Genomic DNA, 19,796 nt, shown 5'->3' on the forward strand with positions numbered 1-19,796 from the left:
TCGGACTTGAAGTTCGTTTATAGTTGGCCATTTATTAGTACATGCTTCCTAATTATCACCACATCCGAATTTAATATTCCTTCATTGCTGCGGAATCCTTGGAGGATTTGAGCACTCCTTGGATTTGGGCAAATATACTGTTACTAAAATAGCCCAAGTATGCCGGGTGAAAGGGGTTTGCTGCATGCCGATACAGATTATCCAAGGACATCATCATACATTGGAAGCATCCCACATCAATGTTGTAATTGATGTTATAAGGGCTTTTACCGTAGCGCACTATGCCTTTATCAATGGGGTTCAAGGTATCATTCTGGCAGGAACTCTAGACGACGCCTTGCGTCTAAAGAAAATCGATCCTGACTTTTTATTAGCGGGAGAGATACAGGGGCTGCCGATTCCGGGGTTTGAACTAGACAATTCGCCTGTACGTTTACACAACTTGGATCTTCGGGAGAAATTTCTGATCCAGAAGACAACCAATGGGGTTACAGCAACCCTAAACGCATTGAGTACCGAGCACCTATTCGTTACCGGGTTCACCAATGCAAGAACAACAGCAGAGTTTATAAAGAGAAACTTATTAAAAGAAGACAACATGATGATTAATTTAATTGCTTCTCATCCGTCAGGGGATGATGATCTGGCCTGCGCACAATATATATCGGAGATTCTCCAAGACACTAACCGTATATCTGCCGAGGAAACCATTGAACGGATTCGAAAGTCAGAAGCGGCCGAGAAATTTTACGATAATGAAAAACCGGAATTTTTACAGGAGGATATTTCGTTTTGCATCCAGGAGCTCCCTTCCGACTTTGTAATGAAAGTGAATCCTAATAAAAGTAATCCATTGATTGAAAGGTTCCAGGTGGGGGCTTTAATCCCTGACCATGAGAGGTATCGCTTGTGAATTTCTGATCCGTCATCATAAGGGTATAATTTACATTGATAAAAGAACGAATGTTCGCATATAATACAAACAAACGTTCCCGTCAATGAGGTGGTTAATGATGTTGAGTATTGGGTTGAAACCAGATGAAACCCAACTGGTGAAGGATTATATTTTATTACCCCTTTTACTTGATGTGTTAGAGCATGATCGTTCGATCCTATGCAGAGCAGATTTAAAGACCCCCGAGCTAACGAATGCGATCATCGACCATTTGCAGGCAGCCGCATTATCCGATTTAGCTCAGGCTCGTAAAAAAATGCGTGAATATGCCATTAAGGTTTACGAGGATCGAAAAACAAAGCTGGGCATTGAGGTTGAATTCATCTGTAGAGGGTATCATCACAAGCTGTCCATACTATGGGGGCTAATTGAGGCGGAGATCGAGCAAAGATCGTACACCTACCTGGGGCTACAAATTGCAGATAAGGGGAGTCTGTTGTGAAATCATCTAAGCGAGTCATCATGTTAGGGGATTGCCAGTCCTTTTATGCATCTGTTGAGAAAGCAGACCACCCAGAGTATAAAGATCGCCCTTTGGTCGTTGCAGGGGATCCGGAAAGACGTTCAGGCATCGTGCTGGCTGCTTGTCCGCTTGCTAAAGAAAAAGGAATAACGACGGCAGAGCGATTAGGGGAGGCGCTGTCAAAGTGTCCGGATCTTGTCGTCATCAAACCCAGGATGCAGAAGTATATTGACGTTTCGATGCAAATCACGGAGATATACAAGAGTTATACCGATTTGGTTGAGCCTTACAGTATCGATGAGCAATTTTTGGACGTTACCGGTTCGCTGCACCTGTTCGGCACACCCGATGAGTTGGCCCAAACCATTCAGCGTCATGTCATGGATGCTACGGGTGTTTACGCTCGCTTCGGCATCGGTGAAACCAAAATCCTGGCTAAAACCGCCTGTGACAACTACGCCAAGAAAAATCCGTCCGGCATTTACACTTTGTCCAAGGACTCGCTTGCGGATACCCTTTGGAAACTGCCCGTTAGCTGTATGTTTATGGCCGGCAGCAAGATGACCCGCCACTTTAACGTCATGGGGCTGCCCACGATCGGCAGCGTGGCTCAGACGCCTCTTGCTAAATTGAAGCAGATGATGCGCCGTAAATTCGGTAAAAATTCCGATATCTCAGCCGAGATGTACTGGCGAATTGCCAACGGAATCGATGATAGCCCAGTAAGACCAGGCACTCACCAAGTTGACCCTAAATCGGTTGGACACATGATGACCCTCCCTCGGGACTATACCAAGCTGGAAGAAATCAAGGTCGTGCTGCTTGAGCTAACCGAGTTGGTTTGCCAGCGATGCCGCGGTCTTGGTTTTATGGGGTATGTTGTGTCGGTTGGTTGTATGGGAGCAGACTTTGACCGCCCTACGGGATTTAGCCGACAGATGAAGATGGAGGATCCATCGAATATTACGAATCAGGTTTACCGCTGGGCATGCCGGCTGCTTGAAACGTATTGGGACGGCCTGCCGATTCGGCGGGTCGGTATTAGCTTGTCGCAGTTTTCCCCGGATACGGAATACCAAATGTCATTGTTTGATACCGGACGGGAGCGGTCGATGGCACTTGAACGGGTGACCGATGCCCTCAAAAATAAATACGGGAATTCGGTTGTGATCCGAGCCGTATCCAAAACAGACGCAGGCCAAGCGCTGGATCGATCAGCCAAGATAGGAGGACACTATAAATGACAACACGAAAAAAGCTTGAGGGTAACGGACTGTGGGAATCCAGTCGGATGATGCTGCCGGAACATAAAGAAACCATCATTCGCAGGCAACTGGAAGAAGGCAGAAAAGACCGGCCGACGCTGGATCCGCAAGAAATGGAATTAATCGAGAGCGCGCTCGCCGAGTCATTTCATGAACACCGCATGATTACCGTGAGGCTGTTCGATGAATACGAGAACACGGAATTGACAGGAATTGTCGTGCTGATCCACACGTTTAGACGGGAAATCAAACTCTCCATGGCCGAAGAGGAATCGCGCTGGATTAAAATTGACGAGATCCTTTCAGCAGGATAAAGGCGGATAATAAAGCGGCCGTCCCATAAGTAGATTTAGTTGCTTGACGTACGGCTCTCATAAACAGAAAGTGTGTCAAATAAAGCCATGGCGGTGCTCAGGATGTTACTCCACACCGTTATGGCTTCTGTTTTGATCATTGGCCGCCTTCTTGTGCAAATTGGGATACTTCCTCCAAATCCATTGGCAGATAGAGTTGGTCGACCTGCACGGCATAGCGGAGAGGACGAATCGATTCCGGACAAGCGTCAGCGCTCGCCATTGTCCCCACATTTCGTCTTTACCCAGAACCATTCCAAGAAATGTGGGGGCAACAGCGATGGGAGGAACGATTCGTACATGGAGCGTCACCTATACCCCATAAAATCTTTCGAATCTAACGTTTGTTGACTATAGTATCAAGTTTGTTATCTGGAAGCAGCGAATCTTCCTCTTATACAATGAAACTACCAGGTGCACGACAAGCGAGATTACACCGTAAGGAGTGACAAACATGAGCTCGAAAGCCGAATCAGAAGATAAACGAAAGCGCTTACGAATACGCTGGCACAAGCAGGATACGGAACTTACCCTCTTGGCGCTGCCGACCACGATTTGGTACATCCTGTTTAGTTTCTTACCGATGTTCGGGATCATTATCGCCTTCAAAAATTTCAAGATTAGCGGCGGCTTCTTGAGCAATGTGTTTAACAGTCCATGGGTCGGCCTCAAAAACTTCGAATTTTTATTCAAATCGAATGACGCTTGGATCATTATTCGCAACACCATTGGCTACAACATTGTGTTTATCGTGCTAGGAATCGTTCTGCCCGTTCTATTCGCGATTATGATCGGACTCCTCCACAGCCGCAAAGCGAGCAAGGTCTACCAGACAATGATGTTCCTCCCCTATTTCCTATCCTGGGTAGTGGTATCTGCGGTAGGCTGGGCATTCTTAAGCTTCGATAAAGGGATTGTCAATCAAATGCTCGTCAATATGGGCAGCGATCCGATTAACTGGTATATGGAGCCGAAATATTGGCCATTGTTCTTGATTCTCTTAAATGTCTGGAAGGGGCTGGGCTATGGTATGGTCATTTATTTGGCAACCATCACGAGCATTGACAGCACCTATTATGAAGCAGCTGTTATTGATGGCGCATCGATTTGGCAGCAGACGAGATTTATTACACTGCCCATGCTCAAGCTGGTAATCGTCATGATGTTCATACTGGCCGTCGGGCGGATATTTTACACTGATTTCGGCTTGTTCTATCAGGTCACGCGAGATTCCAATTCGCTGTTCAACGTGGCAACCACCATCGATGTCATGGTGTATAAGCAGCTGAAAACCGCCACCGTAGGGATGGCATCCGCAGCCGCATTCGTACAGTCTGTTCTGGGATGCGCAACGATTCTGATCGCTAACTGGATTGTTCGCAGAATCGATCCGGATAGCGCGATGATGTAAGGAGGCAAGACGATGACACCGAAAACCACTTACGAGACAGGCCTTGAGAAGTTTAACCGTACAAACAAAGCCGTCAATCTGTTCTTCAACTTGATATTTATCATCTTGGCTCTGCTCTGCGTCATACCCGTAGTTGTTGTTCTGTCCATTTCCTTCTCCAGTGAGGAGTCCATCCGTGAGACCGGTTATCACCTGCTCCCGGTCGCTCTGTCGGCTGAGGCTTACGTCTATATCGTCAAGCAGGGAACGATGATTCTGCGAGCGCTCGGGGTATCCGCCCTCGTTACCGTGGCCGGTACCGTACTCGGCGTATTGCTTACCGCCTCCATGGGTTATGTGCTGTCTCGCCCAAACTACAAGCTCAGGGGCTTTCTGACCTGGGTGGTATTCATCCCCATGGTATTCAACGGCGGCTTGGTGTCCAGCTACTTCATTAATACCAATTTATTAGGACTTAAGGATAGCATCTGGGCACTTATTCTACCGCTGGCTGTTTCATCGTTCAACGTGATTATATGTAAAACTTTCTTCAAGAGCACGATTCCCGATGGGCTGATCGAATCTGCTGAAATCGATGGTGCCAGCCAACTGCGAATCTTCTTCTCTATCATCCTGCCGATCTCGCTGCCGGTCATCGCAACCATCGGACTGTTTCTCTGCTTTGCTTACTGGAATGACTGGTTCCAATCGATGCTGTATATCGACAACCAGAACCTGTATTCCCTGCAAGCACTGCTCAACAGCTTAATGAGTAATGTAGACGCACTCGCGAAAAATGCAGCAAGTATGGGCGTCAGCTACGCCATGCTCGTTGCCACGATGCCGAAGGAATCAGCCCGTATGGCTGTCGCCATTCTCATCGTGCTACCGGTAGCATTTGCCTACCCTTTCTTCCAGAAGTATTTTATTTCCGGATTGACGGTCGGCGCCGTGAAAGGCTAAAGACGAAATAAGCCAAGAAAAAACCTTGGTTTATGATAGATCACACTGTACAACTCTTAAGCGATTTAACTTCAATGAGGGGGAATTTAGAATGAAGAGAGCTTTTAAGTTCATCTCTACACTGTGCGTACTGGCACTCATGTTGACCGTTTTAGCAGCCTGCGGCGGCTCGAAGGCTCCAGCTGCGACGGATGGATCTAAAGCGACAACAGACACACCGAAGGACAACACCGAAACAAGCAAGGATATTCCGACATTGACCTGGTGGACCATCGGGGGCCAAGTGCCGAACAATTTCAGCAAAGCGGTTGATGCCATGAATGCCTATACGGCCGAGAAGATTGGCGTGAAGGTTGACATCAAGGTAGCCAGCTGGGGAGAATGGGATACCAAAATGAACACCATCGTGAATACCGGCGAACCCTTCGACATCATGTTCACGAACAGCGGTAAATACAGCAAGCAAGTAGCTATGGGCGCATTTGCCGATATTACGGATCTGGTTCAGAGCGAAACGCCCGACTTGTACAAACTGATTCCCGAAAAAGTATGGGAAGGCACAAAAATCGGCGGCAAATATTATTCCGTTCCGACGTACAAAGATTCAGCGCTAACGCAGTACTGGGTATTCGATGATAAGTATGTGCAAAAGTACGGCATCGACATGAATAATATCAAAACGCTGCAGGATCTGGATAAACCTCTCCATGACATGAAGGCTGGCGAAGGCAAAAGCTTCTATCCGCTGCCAATGACGCAAGGCGAAGGCTTGAACGGTTTCTTTAACGAATATGACGATTTAACGCTAGGCTTCCCTCCTATCGGCGTGAAAGCGGACGATGCAGCACGCACGGTGGTCTCTGTTCTCGAGCAGCCGGATGTCATGGCTAATCTGAAGCTCCTGCACCAGTGGTATCAGGATGGTATCATCAACCCGGATGCGCCGACGAAAACGGAGAACGACAAAGGCAGACCATTCTTTGCAGCCCAGGCATTCCCGGGAGCCGAGGTCAGCTGGCAAATCAATGACGCCGTTGAAAAGTATAATATGGTTCAGCATTATGGTCCTATCTATACCACCAGTACAATCCAAGGCTCGCTCAATGCAATTTCGGCAAATTCGAAATATCAGAAGGAAGCTTTGAAATATCTTGAATTAGTGAACACGGATCCCAAACTTCGCAATATGCTGGCATTCGGCGAGATAGGCGTAGACTACAACAATGTCGATGGCGAAAAGGTGATTGAGCGTACATCCGATACTTGGCCGCTGGCTGCCTACACACAAGGCACATTCTTTAATTTGGCGGTGACCAAAGGCGCTCCCGAAGATCAATGGGAACAGGTTAAAAAGCTGAACGATGCAGCGACCTCTTCGACCGTCCTGGGCTTTGCGCTTGACATCACCGATCTTCAGACCGAAGTGGCGAATTGCCAAGCGGTATGGGATAAATACAAATATGAGCTGATCACGGGCGCATCCGATCCGGAGAAAATGGTGCCGAAGATTACGGCTGAATTAAAATCAGCCGGCATGGACACGATTATGCAAGCTGCCCAAGAGCAAATCAACAATTACTTCAAGTAGGATTACATTTCAAGCGCATCCCTTAATGAGACTCTCTTAAGGGGTGCTTTTTCCTTACGATCTATGAAGCTAGGCGTTAATCGTGTTAAATTGAGATATAGCAACTTGTTTCAACGACCTGCTGCAATCGAGGTGTCATATGGGCTCTTTTTTGCAAATCAAAATTTATCGTCACAAGTTTATTGCCTATGTCATCTTCGTCGTCGCCATCGGAATCACGCTTGGTACGCTGACCTGTGCCATGCTGCTGAATCAATGGGTTGGCAACTCCCGGATCGAGGCGGCTAATGCCTTCTCGCGTGTAGAGAATGAGCTGCAGTATGATGCTGACCGCATTGAGGCTTACATGCAGCGTATTTACTCCAATACAGGTCTGATGGATGATGCTCGCAGCTTTTTAAGCAGCAGTGCTGAGGGATACTTAACCAGCAGGCTGCAGAACAGCCAATTCTCACAGCCGCTGGTTTCTTTTCCAGAGGATGTTAAGACCTATCTGTACAGCTGGGCGCAAGGTGAAATCACGCAGATAAGCACGCATACCGACAAGTATGGCAATGTCGTCCGTTTTAATGATAACGGAATTGCAAGCTTTACCTTCGGGCTTCCGAATACGGATGAAGCTTTTCGCGACACCCTGATGAAGGGATTCGTATATCGCAAGAAACTGTCGGATCCCACGTCAGGTCCCCAGGAATTCGGTGAGCTGCGCTTCTTGGTCAGCAGTGAGCAAATTTTTAAATCCGTTCAAAGCTTCCGATTGGGTAATGCGGCTGCAGTCAGCCCTTCCGGTGAAATATATCTGATCGGTAGCGGACCGGACCGGGACCTAGAAGAACTATCCCGACTAGCAGCGGCGAATGGACGCAGTCACGGTATTATTTCTAGGGGTGTTTTGAAACATATCTTTTTTGTCTCCTTTCCATCCACCAAGTTTAATTTCAAATTCGTGAGCATCATCGATTTATCCATGCTCATCCGTCAGCATGCCGGGATGCTGATCACCATCTTTCTGATCGTATTGACGGCCATGATTAGTGTGCTTCTGCTCATTGCATACAATATGCGGGATGATGCCCTTTTCCTGCGCCGCATCATTCAATCGATTGGACGTGTGAAAATGGCCAATTTCACGCCTAACCGCCCTGCCCGTTACCGTCGGAATGAATACGGCATGATTGCCCGGGAATTGGACGATATGATTCAGCAGCTGGATAAGCATATCCGGAATGAATATCTGTTAAAGATCAAACAGCAGGAAACTGAAATGAAAGCGCTTCAACGCCAAATCAACCCTCATTTTTTATACAACACGTTAGAGGTTATCCGCTCCACTGCTCTTGTCAATCAGGACAAGGACACCGCTGACGCCATTGCAACGCTGGGGACGCTCTATCGCGAAATCGTCAAAAAGGAAAATATCATTTCGATTGCAAGCGAGCTGGAATTGCTGCAGAAGTACTTGGAGATTATGGAGTTTAAGTATCCCGAGCGCTTTTATTATCAAGTCAATGTAGAGCCGGCACTGCTCCTCATCCCTACCGTAAAATTCTGGATGCAGCCTTTGGCTGAGAACTTTTTCATCCATGGCTTTAACGCGAATCATGAGTTTAATTTGTATGTCGTTAATGGCTTTGAAGCCGAAGACTGTTATGTACTGGAATTCGTGGACAACGGATGCGGTATTCCTCCGGAGCGTTTACGTACCGTTCGAAGCACAATGTCTAATCATGATGAACCCTCTTCCAATAGTATCGGGCTGCGCAACGTATATACGCGCCTTCACTTTTTCTACGGGGACGGCTTTTCGATCGAGATTGCGAATAATGAGGAATCTGGAGTCAACATTTCCGTGCGGATTTCAAAAGAGGTGATTGAACATGTACAAACTGATGATTGTGGATGACGAACCTCAGATTTTGGAGGGAATGAAGCGAATCCTGGATTGGAAACAATACGGTTTTGGTCGGATCGAAACCTGCGAATCCACGGAGGAGGCCATGTCCAAAATGGTCGACCTGCTTCCGGATGTCGCCATATTCGATGTTTGCATTGGCAAGGAGCTTGGATATGAAGCGATCCGCAGATTGAACGAATTTCAAATTCCTACGAAATATATCATTATGAGCGGCTATAGTGAATTTACATATGCCCAGGAAGCCATTCGTTGTGGCGTCAAAGACTATCTGCTCAAGCCTATAGAACGCACCAAGCTGCAGCAAGTGATTGAGAAGATCATCGTTGAGGATCTGGGCGGTTCGATAGGTAACAGGAATGGCGAAAGCCTGAACACGGACCCGGTATTAGGTGTAAGCTATGACAGCTTATCCAAGCTGGTCAACCGTATTCTGCTGATGATCAGGACAGAGTATGCTCAGAATATAACCTTGAAGTCCGTAGCGGAGCGTTTTCAGATGAACAGCACCTACCTTGGACAATTGTTTCTTAAAGAAACCGCGATGAAGTTTTCCGAATATCTCATGGCTTACCGAATGCTTCTTGCACAAGAACGAATACAATCGACAGATGAGAAGATTTCCTACATCGCATTTTCCGTTGGCTACAACAATCTCAACTACTTCTATACGCACTTTCACAGCTTTTTCGAAAAATCTCCTTCTGAACTGCGGGGAAAAGGGTAACAACAAACGCGGCGAAAAAGGAGGATACCGATGATGTTTAAGCACCCAAGAAGGCCCAAACGCATCTTCATGATCATCAGTCTCATATTGCTGCTCACATCCTATACAACCGGCTGCTTCCGGCAGCCTGGATACAACAACGAAACATATGATGGGGACACGGTAAACCTGATCTATTATACGATCGGAGAGCCTGACAAGGATCTGCAGCTCGTCAATGATAAAATCAATGAAATCGTGGCTCGTAAAATCGGTGTGACGATCACCTATGTCAAGGTAAGCTGGCAGGAGTATGAAGATCGGCTGAACACGCTGATATCCGCAGGAAGTCCATTTGACATTGCTTTTGCACCCAATTATGCAACCACCGCTATGCGCGGCGCCTGGCTGAAGCTGGATGACTATCTTGCCGGCCTTGGCAAGGAAATGTACGACGCCATTGACCCCACCTTTTGGCAAGGGGTACGTATGAACGATGGCAGCATTTACGGTGTGCCGACCAATAAAGAGTTAGCCGTTCTTGATCAGTGGATGTATCCCGCTTCCATCGTGAGTAAATATAATATCGATATTACCAAGTACAATACGCTGGAATCGCTTGAACCGCTGCTTCGGATGATTCATCGGGAAGAGCCGACATACATCCCCATGGAATTGGATCGGGATTCCCACAATTTCTTCGCTCTCCATGGATACGAATATATTATGAACCATAAATTGCCCTTGATGATCAAATCACTGGACCCGAGCGCTCAGGTGGTGAATATCTTCGAAACCAAGGAAGCGCGGCAGGTGCTAGATACGTTGCGGCGTTATTACAAGGAAGGCTTCATTAATGAGGATGCCGCCCTGCGAGAGCCGGGAGGACTTAAACGAGGGGCCAAAGTGTTCTGGAAGTCTTCAGGCGGCGGTCCGCTCTCGGAGACGACTTGGAGCAAGGATCGTGGCTATAAGATTGTAGCGAATCCCGTAACCCCAAGCACCGTCACAACGGAATCCGTCCGGGGCGGCATCATGACCGTGAACGCCAATACGAAGCATCCGGTGGAATGTATTAAATTCCTGAATTTGCTCAATACGGACCCGGAAATACGAAACTTATTTAACTATGGGATTGAAGGCGTGCACTATACACTGGATAAACAAGGGCAAGTCGTTCTAACTACGGACAAGGACAGCGATGGCAACCCGATTCCGGATGCGCCTGCAAGCCGCTATTCAGGAGTACAGTACACGCAGGGGAATTGGTTTATCCTGAAAACCATGGGCGGCGATAACCCGGACCCCCTCGACAAATGGGATCAATTTCGCAAATACAACGCAGGCGTCGTCAAGTCCAACGTGCTCGGCTTTACACCCGATCTATCCCAGCTGACCGCCCAAACCGATAACATCGAGATGGTCTGGCATAAATATTATCCGAGCCTCATGACAGGCTCCGTCGATGTGGATACGATCCTCCCCAAGTTTAATGAGGAGCTGAAGCAAGCCGGCATGGACGACGTACGACATGAAGTGCAGAAGCAGCTGGATGCTTGGCGGAGTGAGATGAAGTGAGTATTGACAGCTTTTGCTTCCTGCGATCGGGTCGACCTTGGCCTCCACATTGAGACATGATCCTATTCAAAAGAGACCCTGAAGCAGATAGCTTCAGAGGTCTCTTTCGCCGTTTTTTTCACTTGGTCCCCTATACGGTGACGGGGAAAAAGCACATTTGAGGTAATTAGCTATTCCCATTTATCGTAGGCTGCATGCAAATTGACTTCGGATAGGAGTCCTTTTTGCAGCTGTGGATTCGGAACCATTCGGTTGTACTTTATAATCTTTTGATTGATGGCCTCGAACGCTGTCTCCGGAATCGCAGTCGACTCCGGGCGGTCCAAGAGCCGCTTGATGTCGGCGGCGATTTCTTTTCTCAGCTCCACCCATGCTGGCTGGTAATTCGCGTTCTTCATGATCCCGGTTAGAACATCCCCGTCTTCGATCTTAATCGGCTTTCCCTTTAACGGTGAATCGTCAAAGCCGCCTTCTCTGGCAAATTTGTCGACGGCCGATTCCAGAAGCCCGCTGCTGGTCGACATGTAGCGTCGTTCCTTTTCTTCACTTTGATCTTCTTCGGGAGCAAGAGCTGATTCTTTTGGGTCATCGTTCAAATCCATTCAGTCACCTCCGTCTTACATATCAAGGAAATAGATTCTGTCCTTCGATGAAATGTTAACAAAATATTGAATTACCCAAAATATAACATACTGCGTCTGAAGTTAACAATTCCCTTGAGCGTGTATGATTACATCATTTGGGCTCGCCAGTAACGGCAAAAATCATTATGCATCCGCGGAGATTCTATAAGTCTTTTCTAGTAAAGAGGCTTATCGTTAAGAAATAGGAAGCGATGAATACAACTACGATACCGATTAGGATAAGAAGTAATGTTTGATCGTTAATGAGACCTTTCTCACTCACCATATTCATTAGCACCGCTGCAGGTTGTGCCAGGATAATTAGGGAGACCATGAATACTGCATTGATAATTCCGGCTCCTTTTTTACTAAGTGCGTAAAAAAGAGGCATATAGATAGAAATGAGAACAAGCAGCATTCCTACTGAAACCAGTATGGGTAATAGCGTATAGTCTGGCTTTTCAAGCTGTGGGAATGAAAGCTTAATGAGTCGGTGAATCCCGTAAGAAGCAATGACTCCAAACAATGTATAGATGATGGCCGTTATGTATTTGGCTTGCACAATATGTTTGCGACTAATCGGCAGCGTGACCAGAAATTTATGATTATGGTTTTTGATATCGATCATCGTAGCTAGAATGATGGAGCCGAAAGCCGTATAGATTCCTACAAAATAAATGGACATATCACTTTTGGGTATAAAAGCGAAACTGAATACAGCGAGATAAAGAAGAATCGTCCAAAGTGAGCTTTTTAAAGCGATAAAGTCTTTACGAAGCAAATTAAGCATGAACTCGTCCTCCCTTGGCCGTGAAATACATGATGTCTTCTAAGGATGGTTTTTCTAAAATAGCATTATTGCCGAACAGCTTCGCGGCCTTGCGTCTATTATCTACTAAGCCCTCAAAACCAAGCGCCGTCTCACGAATCCCGATAAATTCCTTTCGAATATCCGAATCAATCAGTTGTAAGTCGCCCTTCACGATCACGTATCTCTCAAGCACATCATCTTTTGCTTCATTGAATACGAGTTTTCCGTCATTGACGAAAGTAATATAGTCAGCAATGCGATCCAAATCCGCTGTAATATGTGTCGAGAAGATAATCGTATTTTTTTCGTCCTGCATCATATCCGCCAGTAGATCGAGCATTTCCCTTCTGAACACAGGATCGAGTCCGGAAGTCGGCTCATCCATGACCAGGAGCTCAGCCTCATGGGATAAGGCAATGGCAAGGGAGAGCTTGATCTTCATTCCCTTAGATAAATCTTCAACCTTCTTCTTAGGAGACAATTCGAATTGTTCTAGGTGGCGGTTAAACTTCTTTTCATTCCAATGGCTGTAAAAAGGTGCGATCATTCTCTTCGTATCACGAATCGTAAGATGCTCATAATAGAAGCAATCATCCGAGACGATGCCGATGCGCTCTTTAATTTCGACTTCATGTTTAGGCATATCAAGGCCGAGTATTTTTACACTGCCGGAATCGGGACGGATCATGCCAAGCATCATCTTGATTAAGGTGCTTTTACCAACACCATTCGGACCAATGAGTCCGGTAATGTAGCCTTGTTTCACATCCAGTGAAACATGATCGACTTTAAAAAGAGGGTATGTTTTTGTTAAATTTCGTAATTCGATTGCATTCATGGCGTTTGTTCCTCCTCGAACAGTAAAGTCAGATGATCGATTACATCTTGTTGGCTCATGTTTAATTCCTTGCTTTCTCGAATGATATTCATCATTTTCTCTTCTAATCGCTTCATGCGCTGCTCCCTAATGAAATCTTTATTCGCCCCTGATACGAAACACCCCTTACCTACGACCGAATCGATTAGTTTTTCGTTCTCCAATTCTTCATAGGCACGCTTAGTCGTAATAACACTAACCTGCAAATCCTTAGCAAGCTGCCTTATAGAAGGGAGACTGTCACCTGCGCTCAATTCTCCGCTCAGAATACTCTGTCTAATCTGGTCCATAATCTGTATGTAAATCGGATCACTCGATGCGTTGGATAATATGATTTTTATGCCGTTCACCTCACTGCTGTTAATTAAGTGTATAGTGTGTATATATAATATATACACTATTCTCTCTTGTGTCAATTCATCCATCTGGGCAGTCATTCTTGTCTACTTCGATTAAAAATAAAAAAGCCGCAGGTTACGCGACTTTGTATGGGTATATGTTCTTGTCTCCGACTGGCATATTCAATTTCATTCGTTACTGGAGAGCCGATGCATCCCGAATCAGATAGGCTGCTGCTTCAGTTGAAAATTCCCCCTTTTTCTTTTAAGAGCTGGAACGAACGGATTAGGGAATTTCGTCGATTGACAATTGCCCCAGTTAGAATTACATTGAATATAGTTAAGCACTTAACTATATGGGAGGCATGATCACTTTGGACGACCTGCAACAATACGTACTGGATTTGCCGCTGCCCACCCTTGCTTTTTTCACCCTGGTGGAGACAACGGCAAAGCTGGTCGACGTTTCCGAAAGCTATTGGAAATCGCAAGGGCTGAACGGAGCCAGAATACGGATTTTAGTTGAGCTTATGAAAGAGGGAGGAACGATGCTTCCTTCCAAGCTGGCCCAAAAAATCGGTGTAACCAAACCCAATATCAGTCTGCTGCTTACCCCCTTGGAACATGAAGGCTTGATTCGCCGGGAACCCCATCCCCGGGACGGTCGAAAGTCGGTCATCACCATTACAAGTGAAGGTCAGCGTCTATTGATCCACAACCTGCCCGAGAACAGGCAGCGGATATCCGACAAAATGAACGTGCTGACTGAACCTGAATTAAAGCAGCTGCTGGGCCTTCTCCAAAAATTAAAGGAAGCGTAACGATGTTTCTACGCCGATTTAGTTAAGCACTTAATCCAATAAGGAAAGGATGACATTCGATGTCTATCGTCATTACAGGAGCCAATGGCCGGCTCGGCCGTTTCATTATCAAAGAGCTACTTCACCATGTTCAGCCCGATCAAATCGTTGCTTGCGTTCGCCATATGGAGTCCGGGAAATCATTCGAGGAGCTGGGAATTGCTGTCCGTTTCTGCGATTACGACGAACCTGCCTCCTTGAAGGAGGCATTCGCCGGCGCCTCGCGGCTGTTGTTCATTTCTAGCCCCCATCCCGATGATACCGTTCGTTTGCGGCAGCATGCCCATGTGGTTGAGGCTGCAAAAAAAGCGAACGTTGGCCATTTTTTATACACCGGTTTCGCCTTTCCTGAACATAGCGACATTTCAATGACCCATTTGCATTTGGCTACCGAGCATGCTATTCGCACAACCGGAATTCCTTATACTTTTCTTCGCAGTGGTTTGTACATGGACTTTATTGAAGCGCTGGATTTGAATACAGTCATGTCAACAGGGATTCTTCGCATCCCTCCAGGATCGTGGAAATTCAACGCTGTTACGCGCTACGATCTGGCGGCCGCCATAGCGGGGGTAATATCCGGTGAGGAGCATTGGAATAAGACTTATGAGCTTGTTGCGCCAGCCGCTTGGAGTTTCAACGATTTGGTCTCCACTCTTTCAGAGCTAACGGGCAAACCGATATCCCTATGTCCCACCTACGAGGTCCAACATTGGATATTTAGCTTTTTAAGAAAAATCGATACGGCTTCAACTTCTGGCGACCTGGAGAATTTATTGGGCCGTCCGGTAACAACGCTGAAAGAAAGCCTCAAATCTTATATCGGGACGTCAGGTCAGATCTGACTGATGATAATCATATACAGATATTCTATGATCTCTTCCTTCGGCAATCGGATCTTCGGTTTAATATCTCTTAAGCTGAATGGTAACTTGATTACAATGACCAACGAGATTTTCTGGTTATACGCCAGATATCTCCCCCTGAGAAATAATGACCTTTAGCCGGGCTATCAAGATTCTTTGGTGTGAGTTTATTCCACTGCTCCAGTCGCGCCGATCCGAAGGTCAACCTCTACTTGAAAACGAGCTCGGGAGAGTTCCTCGCCCCAGTTATCCTGAGCCGCCTTGTATAAAGGATAGTGATATGCTCTTGCATACAGACCGAATCCTACAGGGTCAATTTTGTGATGCTGAAATTTATGAATAAGCTTCTCAATGCTTTTCTTCATTTCCTTACTTAATTTATTTGCCATTTCCTCAGAATTTCCCAAAAGCTCATAATCAAGAAACTTTTCTGTAATGCTGATAAACGAGTTTATCTTAATCTTGTATTGGAACCTTCCATCTTCATGTGAAGTCTTAATCTTTACAGAAACGTCCGATATACTAAAACTCACCAAATCGGTATTAAAAGGTAATTGTTCTCTTATTCCTTCAACAGGAATGGTAAGGCTGATTCCTGGTTTAGCATCTTTCTTTAAAATTTGTAGAAGGGAAGTTTCTTGATAGCTTAGCGAATCCCGGTACTGTCCTTTTTGAGATAAAAGAGCCGTGCCCTTTAGCAATATCTTTCCATTCTCGATCATGATCTCCGAGATGGAAGGGGTAATTGCACGATCATGCAATTGTCTGTGCAGCTCTTGTTCCGTCGTTTTTACCGTTGTTGACCTTCTGCTTCCCGAATCAATTAGCCCTCTTAAAAACACGGAAGTCGGTGGCTGATCCTTTGCTTGAAAATGAATGACATCGGTAACGGGACCGTCATAAGCAATAATGCGGTCTGTAACCGTATTGCGAGGGTCGCGGAATTTAACATCGAGCACTTTAAACCAATCCTTATATTGAAGCAGCTTCTTGCCCACAATAATCACCTGGTAATTACGGCCAGAAACCGCTCCTGGAAACTGGGCGTCCTGCTGATTTCTTGACTGCCTTAAACCTTCTGCTATTCCCTCCCCTCCACGGCTCTTCTTCTGGATATCTCTGGTAAATACCGGTGCTGAAATATAATAATGAAGCCTTTCGTCTATGACGTCCAGACCAAGGGCCAATGGAACCGTTGCATCTTCTAGGTTGGTCTTGTCGTTACCGCAGCCTATTAGGGCAAGAAGCAGCGTGCAGCCCAAAACTGCAGCGTAATCATCAACGGTTTGAAAAAAGGACATGAAGGTTGCAGGCGCGACCAATACACTGGGTGAACCATCAACAACAACGACACAGCGACCTTGCAAAATTTGCGAAGCGGCCGTATCAGGCCTTTCGGTCGTAAGGATCTGCGGAAGCAGTGCAAAGGGCTGGTCTTCAATAAATTCTACCAGCTCGCCTGTATTAATAATGGCATCTACATCAATGGCTTGAATTCGTTCCTCGAAAACCTTAATAATCTCAGGGTGAGCCACATCTTCCAAATAAATCAAAGATACCGCTGTTTGTCCCCTTTTTCCAACGATATAGCGCCTTAGCTTTAACTCTTTATCCGGGATATAACGACGGATCATGGCAATATTTTGAGAGCCGATTTCAATGAATCCTTGATGTGCACCTTTAAGTGAGGGTTCCTGCTGCGGATCTTCAATCGCACGCTTCGGCAATCCTTTTGTATCCAACACATAAGCGGTCTGCGTCCTTCGATAAACAGCACACTGTTACCGAGCATAATATTCAGCTTGAGCTCATCCCACTTGGATTCTGGTTTTACATACCCTACATTTGTAATGAAGTCTTCGGAAGGGTTCCCCGACTCAAGCTGAAGCGGAGCGAGAACATCATGATTGAGGCATGTCTTATCGGTTAATTCGTCCATGTATACGAGAGCCGCTTCTTCTCCGGTTTGTTTAATATGTAGCTTACGTATGATCAAGTCGGGAGTATCCGTGAAAGCTTCTTCAATTCTGCCTAAAGATTCTTTTAGATGTGTGGTAATGTGTTCCTTTTGCTCGTAATTGGCAGATCGCTCCTTCACTATCCTTTGCTCCCTTCATTCCCGCATGTTTTTCCTTATTATGACGATTATGGACGTTGATATGCATATCCTTACAAACTGGGGAACGGATGTGGATGGAATGGTGCCAACGGTGCAACAAGGATTTGGTGGTACTTTTGATCAACTCGCCAAGTACCTTGAAAGCCAGAAATAATTACAATGATAAAAGGACTAACTAAAACAACGGCGACTAAGATACAGTATTAGTCACATTTGTCAGAACAAATTAATATTCTGAATTAGTTCATTTCCAGAAGGAGTGCGTTAATGAAGAAAAAATTAACCTATGATTACATTGTGGTAGGCACAGGCCCGGCAGGAGCCGTTATCGCAAAGTCACTCACTGATGATATGCGAACTTCCGTGCTTGTATTAGAATCCGGTGGAAATCATGACAAAGACAAACCGATCAAGGATTCAACCTTTGCGCTTGAGCTTGAAGAAAATTTCTTTCCAAATTACTTTTGGCAGGGAGAAGGCAGTCCCCAAGAAGCACTTGATGGACGCGCATTCGAATGGACGACGGGGCGGCTCTCGGGCGGTGGCTCTTCAATAAACGGAGAGCAATATGTACGACCGACAGCTGCCGTGCTCCAAAAGTGGGAACGACTGCTCGGACCTCTATGGTCACCTGATAAAGCCACACGACGATTCAAAGCTTTGGAGAATTATAACGGTGATACTACAAATTTCGAAGCTCGGGGGTATCGAGGAAGAATCAACATTAGGCAAGCTCCTGAAACTCCAACACCGATGGCACACAAGCTGACATCTGCGATCGAACGGGCATCAGGTTTTCCCATCATTCTTGACTATAATGATCCGGATACTCCTCTGGGACCGTTCACCCGTTGGCAATTATATCAACAACCTGATGGTCGTAGGGAGAGCTCTTCCACTGCCTTCCTGTCATCGGATATTATGACGCCAGCAGGTCGTGGTGTTAGTAACCGAAAATTAACTGTAATGTTTCGGACAACGGCTCTACGTATTCTCTTCTCCGGTAAACGTGCCGTTGGCGTTGAGTATTTGAAGGATGGCAAATGCATCCGTGCGTATTCGCGTAAAAAAGTTATTATATCTGCAGGGATAAATAGCCCTCAGTTGTTAATGTTGTCTGGAATTGGACCCGCTAAAATATTGAAAAAGGCTGGAATCCCTGTCATCTTCGATAACCCAAATGTTGGGCAAAGGTTAAAAAACCATACGCTAAATTCCGCTGTATTTGCTACCAATTCAGAAGATCGTCCCCTCCCTTCCCTAGATCCAAATGCACTTTATACGGGAGGAGCTTTCTTGCCAGATCCATCTGGTATCGACCCGGATGAACGGGCGGTTCAACTCATTGGCATGGGATCTGAAGAAGAATTGACGATAGCGATTTTGTACTTGCGGCCAAAGAGCAACGGGGATATCCGCTTACAAAGCAAAGATCCGCTAAATATTGTATTGGCAGACGAAGGATTTCTCTCGAATCTAGACGACATGGAAGCTGTAAAAAGAATTTATCGAACGTATATCAAAGACATTGCCCTAGAGTTGGAAAAGATCGATTCTTCGTATCAGCTCCTATCCCCAACATTCGATGTGATTGATGATGATGACAGGCTTGAAGAATTTATTAAGAAAAATTTCGATCACAATCACCATCAGCAAGGCTTTCTGCGTATGGCTCCTTTATCGAAAGGAGGAGTCGTTGACCGTAGAGGAAATGTGCATGGGGTTCAAGATTTGATCGTTGCAGATGCGTCCATAGTTCCATTTACAGTCGATGGAAACACCTCTTCTGCTGCATATCTTATCGGCTATACCATAGCCAAGCAATTAGGTAAACGCAAAAAAAATCAACGTGGTTATAAGGAAGTGGGGGATGAATAAAAGCAAGCTCTTTCGCAACCAACTTCACCCATGAGTGCCTCTCCTTTTCAACGTTATGATTCATAATTATTCGAAATTTTATAAAGTTGACACGGCGATTTGTTATTTAGACACACCGGAAAACAAAGACCCACTAGCCGAATATAACAGGGGCTCTATACAAAGAACCCTGCAGAATATACTGCAGGGTTTCTTTGCACATATCCAATCAGAACCATGTGAAAGTGAAGAGCCGGACAAACTGGACTATT

General features: G+C 46.0%; 19 protein-coding genes and 1 pseudogene. 13 read left to right on the top strand and 7 right to left on the bottom strand.

Annotated elements, in window-relative coordinates; genetic code table 11:
* The first annotated feature begins 184 nt into the window (after positions 1–184).
* The 4 genes from ACOZB4_RS06895 to ACOZB4_RS06910 all read left to right on the top strand — a co-directional run bounded on the left by ACOZB4_RS06895 (position 185) and on the right by ACOZB4_RS06910 (position 2,997).
* On the top strand, positions 185–913 hold the full coding sequence (locus ACOZB4_RS06895) for a 2-phosphosulfolactate phosphatase (protein WP_379406224.1): 729 nt from the start codon (positions 185–187) through the stop codon (positions 911–913).
* A 100-nt stretch (positions 914–1,013) separates the two neighbouring features.
* Positions 1,014–1,397: a hypothetical protein gene (locus tag ACOZB4_RS06900; protein WP_339291529.1), complete on the top strand. Its 384-nt coding sequence runs from the start codon at positions 1,014–1,016 to the stop codon at positions 1,395–1,397.
* Complete coding sequence (locus ACOZB4_RS06905) at positions 1,394–2,662, top strand: DNA polymerase IV (RefSeq protein WP_379406223.1); 1,269 nt, start codon at positions 1,394–1,396, stop codon at positions 2,660–2,662. The genes ACOZB4_RS06900 and ACOZB4_RS06905 overlap by 4 nt, the downstream gene beginning before the upstream one ends.
* On the top strand, positions 2,659–2,997 hold the full coding sequence (locus ACOZB4_RS06910; protein WP_215159859.1) for a YolD-like family protein: 339 nt from the start codon (positions 2,659–2,661) through the stop codon (positions 2,995–2,997). The genes ACOZB4_RS06905 and ACOZB4_RS06910 overlap by 4 nt, the downstream gene beginning before the upstream one ends.
* Before the next feature lie 136 nt (positions 2,998–3,133).
* On the opposite strand, the gene ACOZB4_RS06915 is transcribed toward ACOZB4_RS06910, so the two are convergent.
* A complete protein-coding gene (locus ACOZB4_RS06915) occupies positions 3,134–3,259 on the bottom strand; it encodes a hypothetical protein (RefSeq protein ID WP_379406222.1) in 126 nt (41 codons plus the stop codon).
* A gap of 231 nt (positions 3,260–3,490) precedes the next feature.
* Between ACOZB4_RS06915 and ACOZB4_RS06920 the strand changes: the two genes are divergently transcribed.
* The 6 genes from ACOZB4_RS06920 (at position 3,491) to ACOZB4_RS06945 (ending at position 11,173) form a co-directional block, all read left to right on the top strand.
* Positions 3,491–4,447, top strand: coding sequence for an ABC transporter permease (locus ACOZB4_RS06920; RefSeq protein ID WP_339291534.1), 957 nt, complete (start codon positions 3,491–3,493; stop codon positions 4,445–4,447).
* 12 nt (positions 4,448–4,459) lie between these two features.
* Positions 4,460–5,389, top strand: coding sequence for a carbohydrate ABC transporter permease (locus ACOZB4_RS06925; RefSeq protein WP_076324259.1), 930 nt, complete (start codon positions 4,460–4,462; stop codon positions 5,387–5,389).
* 91 nt (positions 5,390–5,480) lie between these two features.
* Positions 5,481–6,977, top strand: a complete 1,497-nt coding sequence (locus ACOZB4_RS06930; RefSeq protein WP_379406221.1) for an ABC transporter substrate-binding protein — start codon at positions 5,481–5,483, stop codon at positions 6,975–6,977.
* A gap of 139 nt (positions 6,978–7,116) precedes the next feature.
* The gene (locus ACOZB4_RS06935; protein WP_422759512.1) at positions 7,117–8,880 is read left to right on the top strand and encodes a sensor histidine kinase; all 1,764 of its coding nucleotides are present in this window, start codon (positions 7,117–7,119) and stop codon (positions 8,878–8,880) included.
* A complete protein-coding gene (locus ACOZB4_RS06940; RefSeq protein ID WP_076324262.1) occupies positions 8,855–9,616 on the top strand; it encodes a response regulator transcription factor in 762 nt (253 codons plus the stop codon). The genes ACOZB4_RS06935 and ACOZB4_RS06940 overlap by 26 nt, the downstream gene beginning before the upstream one ends.
* 30 nt (positions 9,617–9,646) lie before the next feature.
* Positions 9,647–11,173: an ABC transporter substrate-binding protein gene (locus tag ACOZB4_RS06945; RefSeq protein ID WP_379406219.1), complete on the top strand. Its 1,527-nt coding sequence runs from the start codon at positions 9,647–9,649 to the stop codon at positions 11,171–11,173.
* Between the two features lie 170 nt (positions 11,174–11,343).
* Here the strand turns inward: ACOZB4_RS06945 and ACOZB4_RS06950 are convergent, their stop codons facing one another.
* The 4 genes from ACOZB4_RS06950 to ACOZB4_RS06965 form a co-directional block, all read right to left on the bottom strand.
* Complete coding sequence (locus ACOZB4_RS06950; RefSeq protein ID WP_339267158.1) at positions 11,344–11,775, bottom strand: DnaJ family domain-containing protein; 432 nt, start codon at positions 11,773–11,775, stop codon at positions 11,344–11,346.
* Between the two features lie 184 nt (positions 11,776–11,959).
* Entirely contained in the window at positions 11,960–12,586 is a 627-nt protein-coding gene (locus ACOZB4_RS06955) for an ABC-2 transporter permease (protein WP_339291541.1), read from the bottom strand.
* Entirely contained in the window at positions 12,579–13,445 is an 867-nt protein-coding gene (locus tag ACOZB4_RS06960; RefSeq protein ID WP_379406218.1) for an ABC transporter ATP-binding protein, read from the bottom strand. Before ACOZB4_RS06960 ends, ACOZB4_RS06955 begins: the two co-directional genes overlap by 8 nt.
* Complete coding sequence (locus tag ACOZB4_RS06965) at positions 13,442–13,774, bottom strand: GntR family transcriptional regulator (protein ID WP_379406217.1); 333 nt, start codon at positions 13,772–13,774, stop codon at positions 13,442–13,444. The genes ACOZB4_RS06960 and ACOZB4_RS06965 overlap by 4 nt, the downstream gene beginning before the upstream one ends.
* A 413-nt stretch (positions 13,775–14,187) precedes the next feature.
* Between ACOZB4_RS06965 and ACOZB4_RS06970 the strand changes: the two genes are divergently transcribed.
* The gene (locus ACOZB4_RS06970) at positions 14,188–14,643 is read left to right on the top strand and encodes a MarR family winged helix-turn-helix transcriptional regulator (RefSeq protein WP_379406216.1); all 456 of its coding nucleotides are present in this window, start codon (positions 14,188–14,190) and stop codon (positions 14,641–14,643) included.
* A gap of 59 nt (positions 14,644–14,702) precedes the next feature.
* Positions 14,703–15,527 (top strand): NmrA family NAD(P)-binding protein, encoded by an 825-nt coding sequence (locus ACOZB4_RS06975; RefSeq protein ID WP_379406215.1) that lies wholly within the window; start codon positions 14,703–14,705, stop codon positions 15,525–15,527.
* 188 nt (positions 15,528–15,715) lie between these two features.
* On the opposite strand, the gene ACOZB4_RS06980 is transcribed toward ACOZB4_RS06975, so the two are convergent.
* Together ACOZB4_RS06980 and ACOZB4_RS06985 are read right to left on the bottom strand one after the other, a co-directional pair.
* The gene (locus tag ACOZB4_RS06980) at positions 15,716–16,849 is read right to left on the bottom strand and encodes a Ger(x)C family spore germination protein (protein ID WP_379406389.1); all 1,134 of its coding nucleotides are present in this window, start codon (positions 16,847–16,849) and stop codon (positions 15,716–15,718) included.
* A 24-nt stretch (positions 16,850–16,873) separates the two neighbouring features.
* Positions 16,874–17,646, bottom strand: a pseudogene (locus ACOZB4_RS06985) (spore germination protein); the annotation flags it as partial.
* A gap of 288 nt (positions 17,647–17,934) precedes the next feature.
* Between ACOZB4_RS06985 and ACOZB4_RS06990 the strand changes: the two are divergent.
* Complete coding sequence (locus ACOZB4_RS06990) at positions 17,935–19,545, top strand: GMC family oxidoreductase (RefSeq protein ID WP_379406214.1); 1,611 nt, start codon at positions 17,935–17,937, stop codon at positions 19,543–19,545.
* The last annotated feature ends 251 nt before the right edge of the window (positions 19,546–19,796 follow it).

Origin of the sequence: Paenibacillus sp. NPDC058898 (assembly GCF_049316025.1) — a bacterium.
GTDB lineage: Bacteria > Bacillota > Bacilli > Paenibacillales > Paenibacillaceae > Paenibacillus_AQ.

Excerpts from the sequence above, each read along its gene's own strand:
- ACOZB4_RS06910 (WP_215159859.1), top strand. The coding sequence starts at position 2,659 with ATGACAACACGAAAAAAGCTTGAGGGTAACGGACTGTGGGAATCCAGT.
- ACOZB4_RS06965 (WP_379406217.1), bottom strand. The coding sequence starts at position 13,774 with ATGGACCAGATTAGACAGAGTATTCTGAGCGGAGAATTGAGCGCAGGT.
- ACOZB4_RS06990 (WP_379406214.1), top strand. The coding sequence starts at position 17,935 with ATGAAGAAAAAATTAACCTATGATTACATTGTGGTAGGCACAGGCCCG.
- ACOZB4_RS06950 (WP_339267158.1), bottom strand. The coding sequence starts at position 11,775 with ATGGATTTGAACGATGACCCAAAAGAATCAGCTCTTGCTCCCGAAGAA.
- ACOZB4_RS06975 (WP_379406215.1), top strand. The coding sequence starts at position 14,703 with ATGTCTATCGTCATTACAGGAGCCAATGGCCGGCTCGGCCGTTTCATT.
- ACOZB4_RS06900 (WP_339291529.1), top strand. The coding sequence starts at position 1,014 with ATGTTGAGTATTGGGTTGAAACCAGATGAAACCCAACTGGTGAAGGAT.
- ACOZB4_RS06930 (WP_379406221.1), top strand. The coding sequence starts at position 5,481 with ATGAAGAGAGCTTTTAAGTTCATCTCTACACTGTGCGTACTGGCACTC.
- ACOZB4_RS06945 (WP_379406219.1), top strand. The coding sequence starts at position 9,647 with ATGATGTTTAAGCACCCAAGAAGGCCCAAACGCATCTTCATGATCATC.
- ACOZB4_RS06980 (WP_379406389.1), bottom strand. The coding sequence starts at position 16,849 with ATGTCCTTTTTTCAAACCGTTGATGATTACGCTGCAGTTTTGGGCTGC.
- ACOZB4_RS06895 (WP_379406224.1), top strand. The coding sequence starts at position 185 with ATGCCGATACAGATTATCCAAGGACATCATCATACATTGGAAGCATCC.
- ACOZB4_RS06915 (WP_379406222.1), bottom strand. The coding sequence starts at position 3,259 with ATGGCGAGCGCTGACGCTTGTCCGGAATCGATTCGTCCTCTCCGCTAT.
- ACOZB4_RS06920 (WP_339291534.1), top strand. The coding sequence starts at position 3,491 with ATGAGCTCGAAAGCCGAATCAGAAGATAAACGAAAGCGCTTACGAATA.
- ACOZB4_RS06925 (WP_076324259.1), top strand. The coding sequence starts at position 4,460 with ATGACACCGAAAACCACTTACGAGACAGGCCTTGAGAAGTTTAACCGT.
- ACOZB4_RS06935 (WP_422759512.1), top strand. The coding sequence starts at position 7,117 with ATGGGCTCTTTTTTGCAAATCAAAATTTATCGTCACAAGTTTATTGCC.
- ACOZB4_RS06970 (WP_379406216.1), top strand. The coding sequence starts at position 14,188 with ATGATCACTTTGGACGACCTGCAACAATACGTACTGGATTTGCCGCTG.
- ACOZB4_RS06960 (WP_379406218.1), bottom strand. The coding sequence starts at position 13,445 with ATGAATGCAATCGAATTACGAAATTTAACAAAAACATACCCTCTTTTT.
- ACOZB4_RS06940 (WP_076324262.1), top strand. The coding sequence starts at position 8,855 with ATGTACAAACTGATGATTGTGGATGACGAACCTCAGATTTTGGAGGGA.
- ACOZB4_RS06955 (WP_339291541.1), bottom strand. The coding sequence starts at position 12,586 with ATGCTTAATTTGCTTCGTAAAGACTTTATCGCTTTAAAAAGCTCACTT.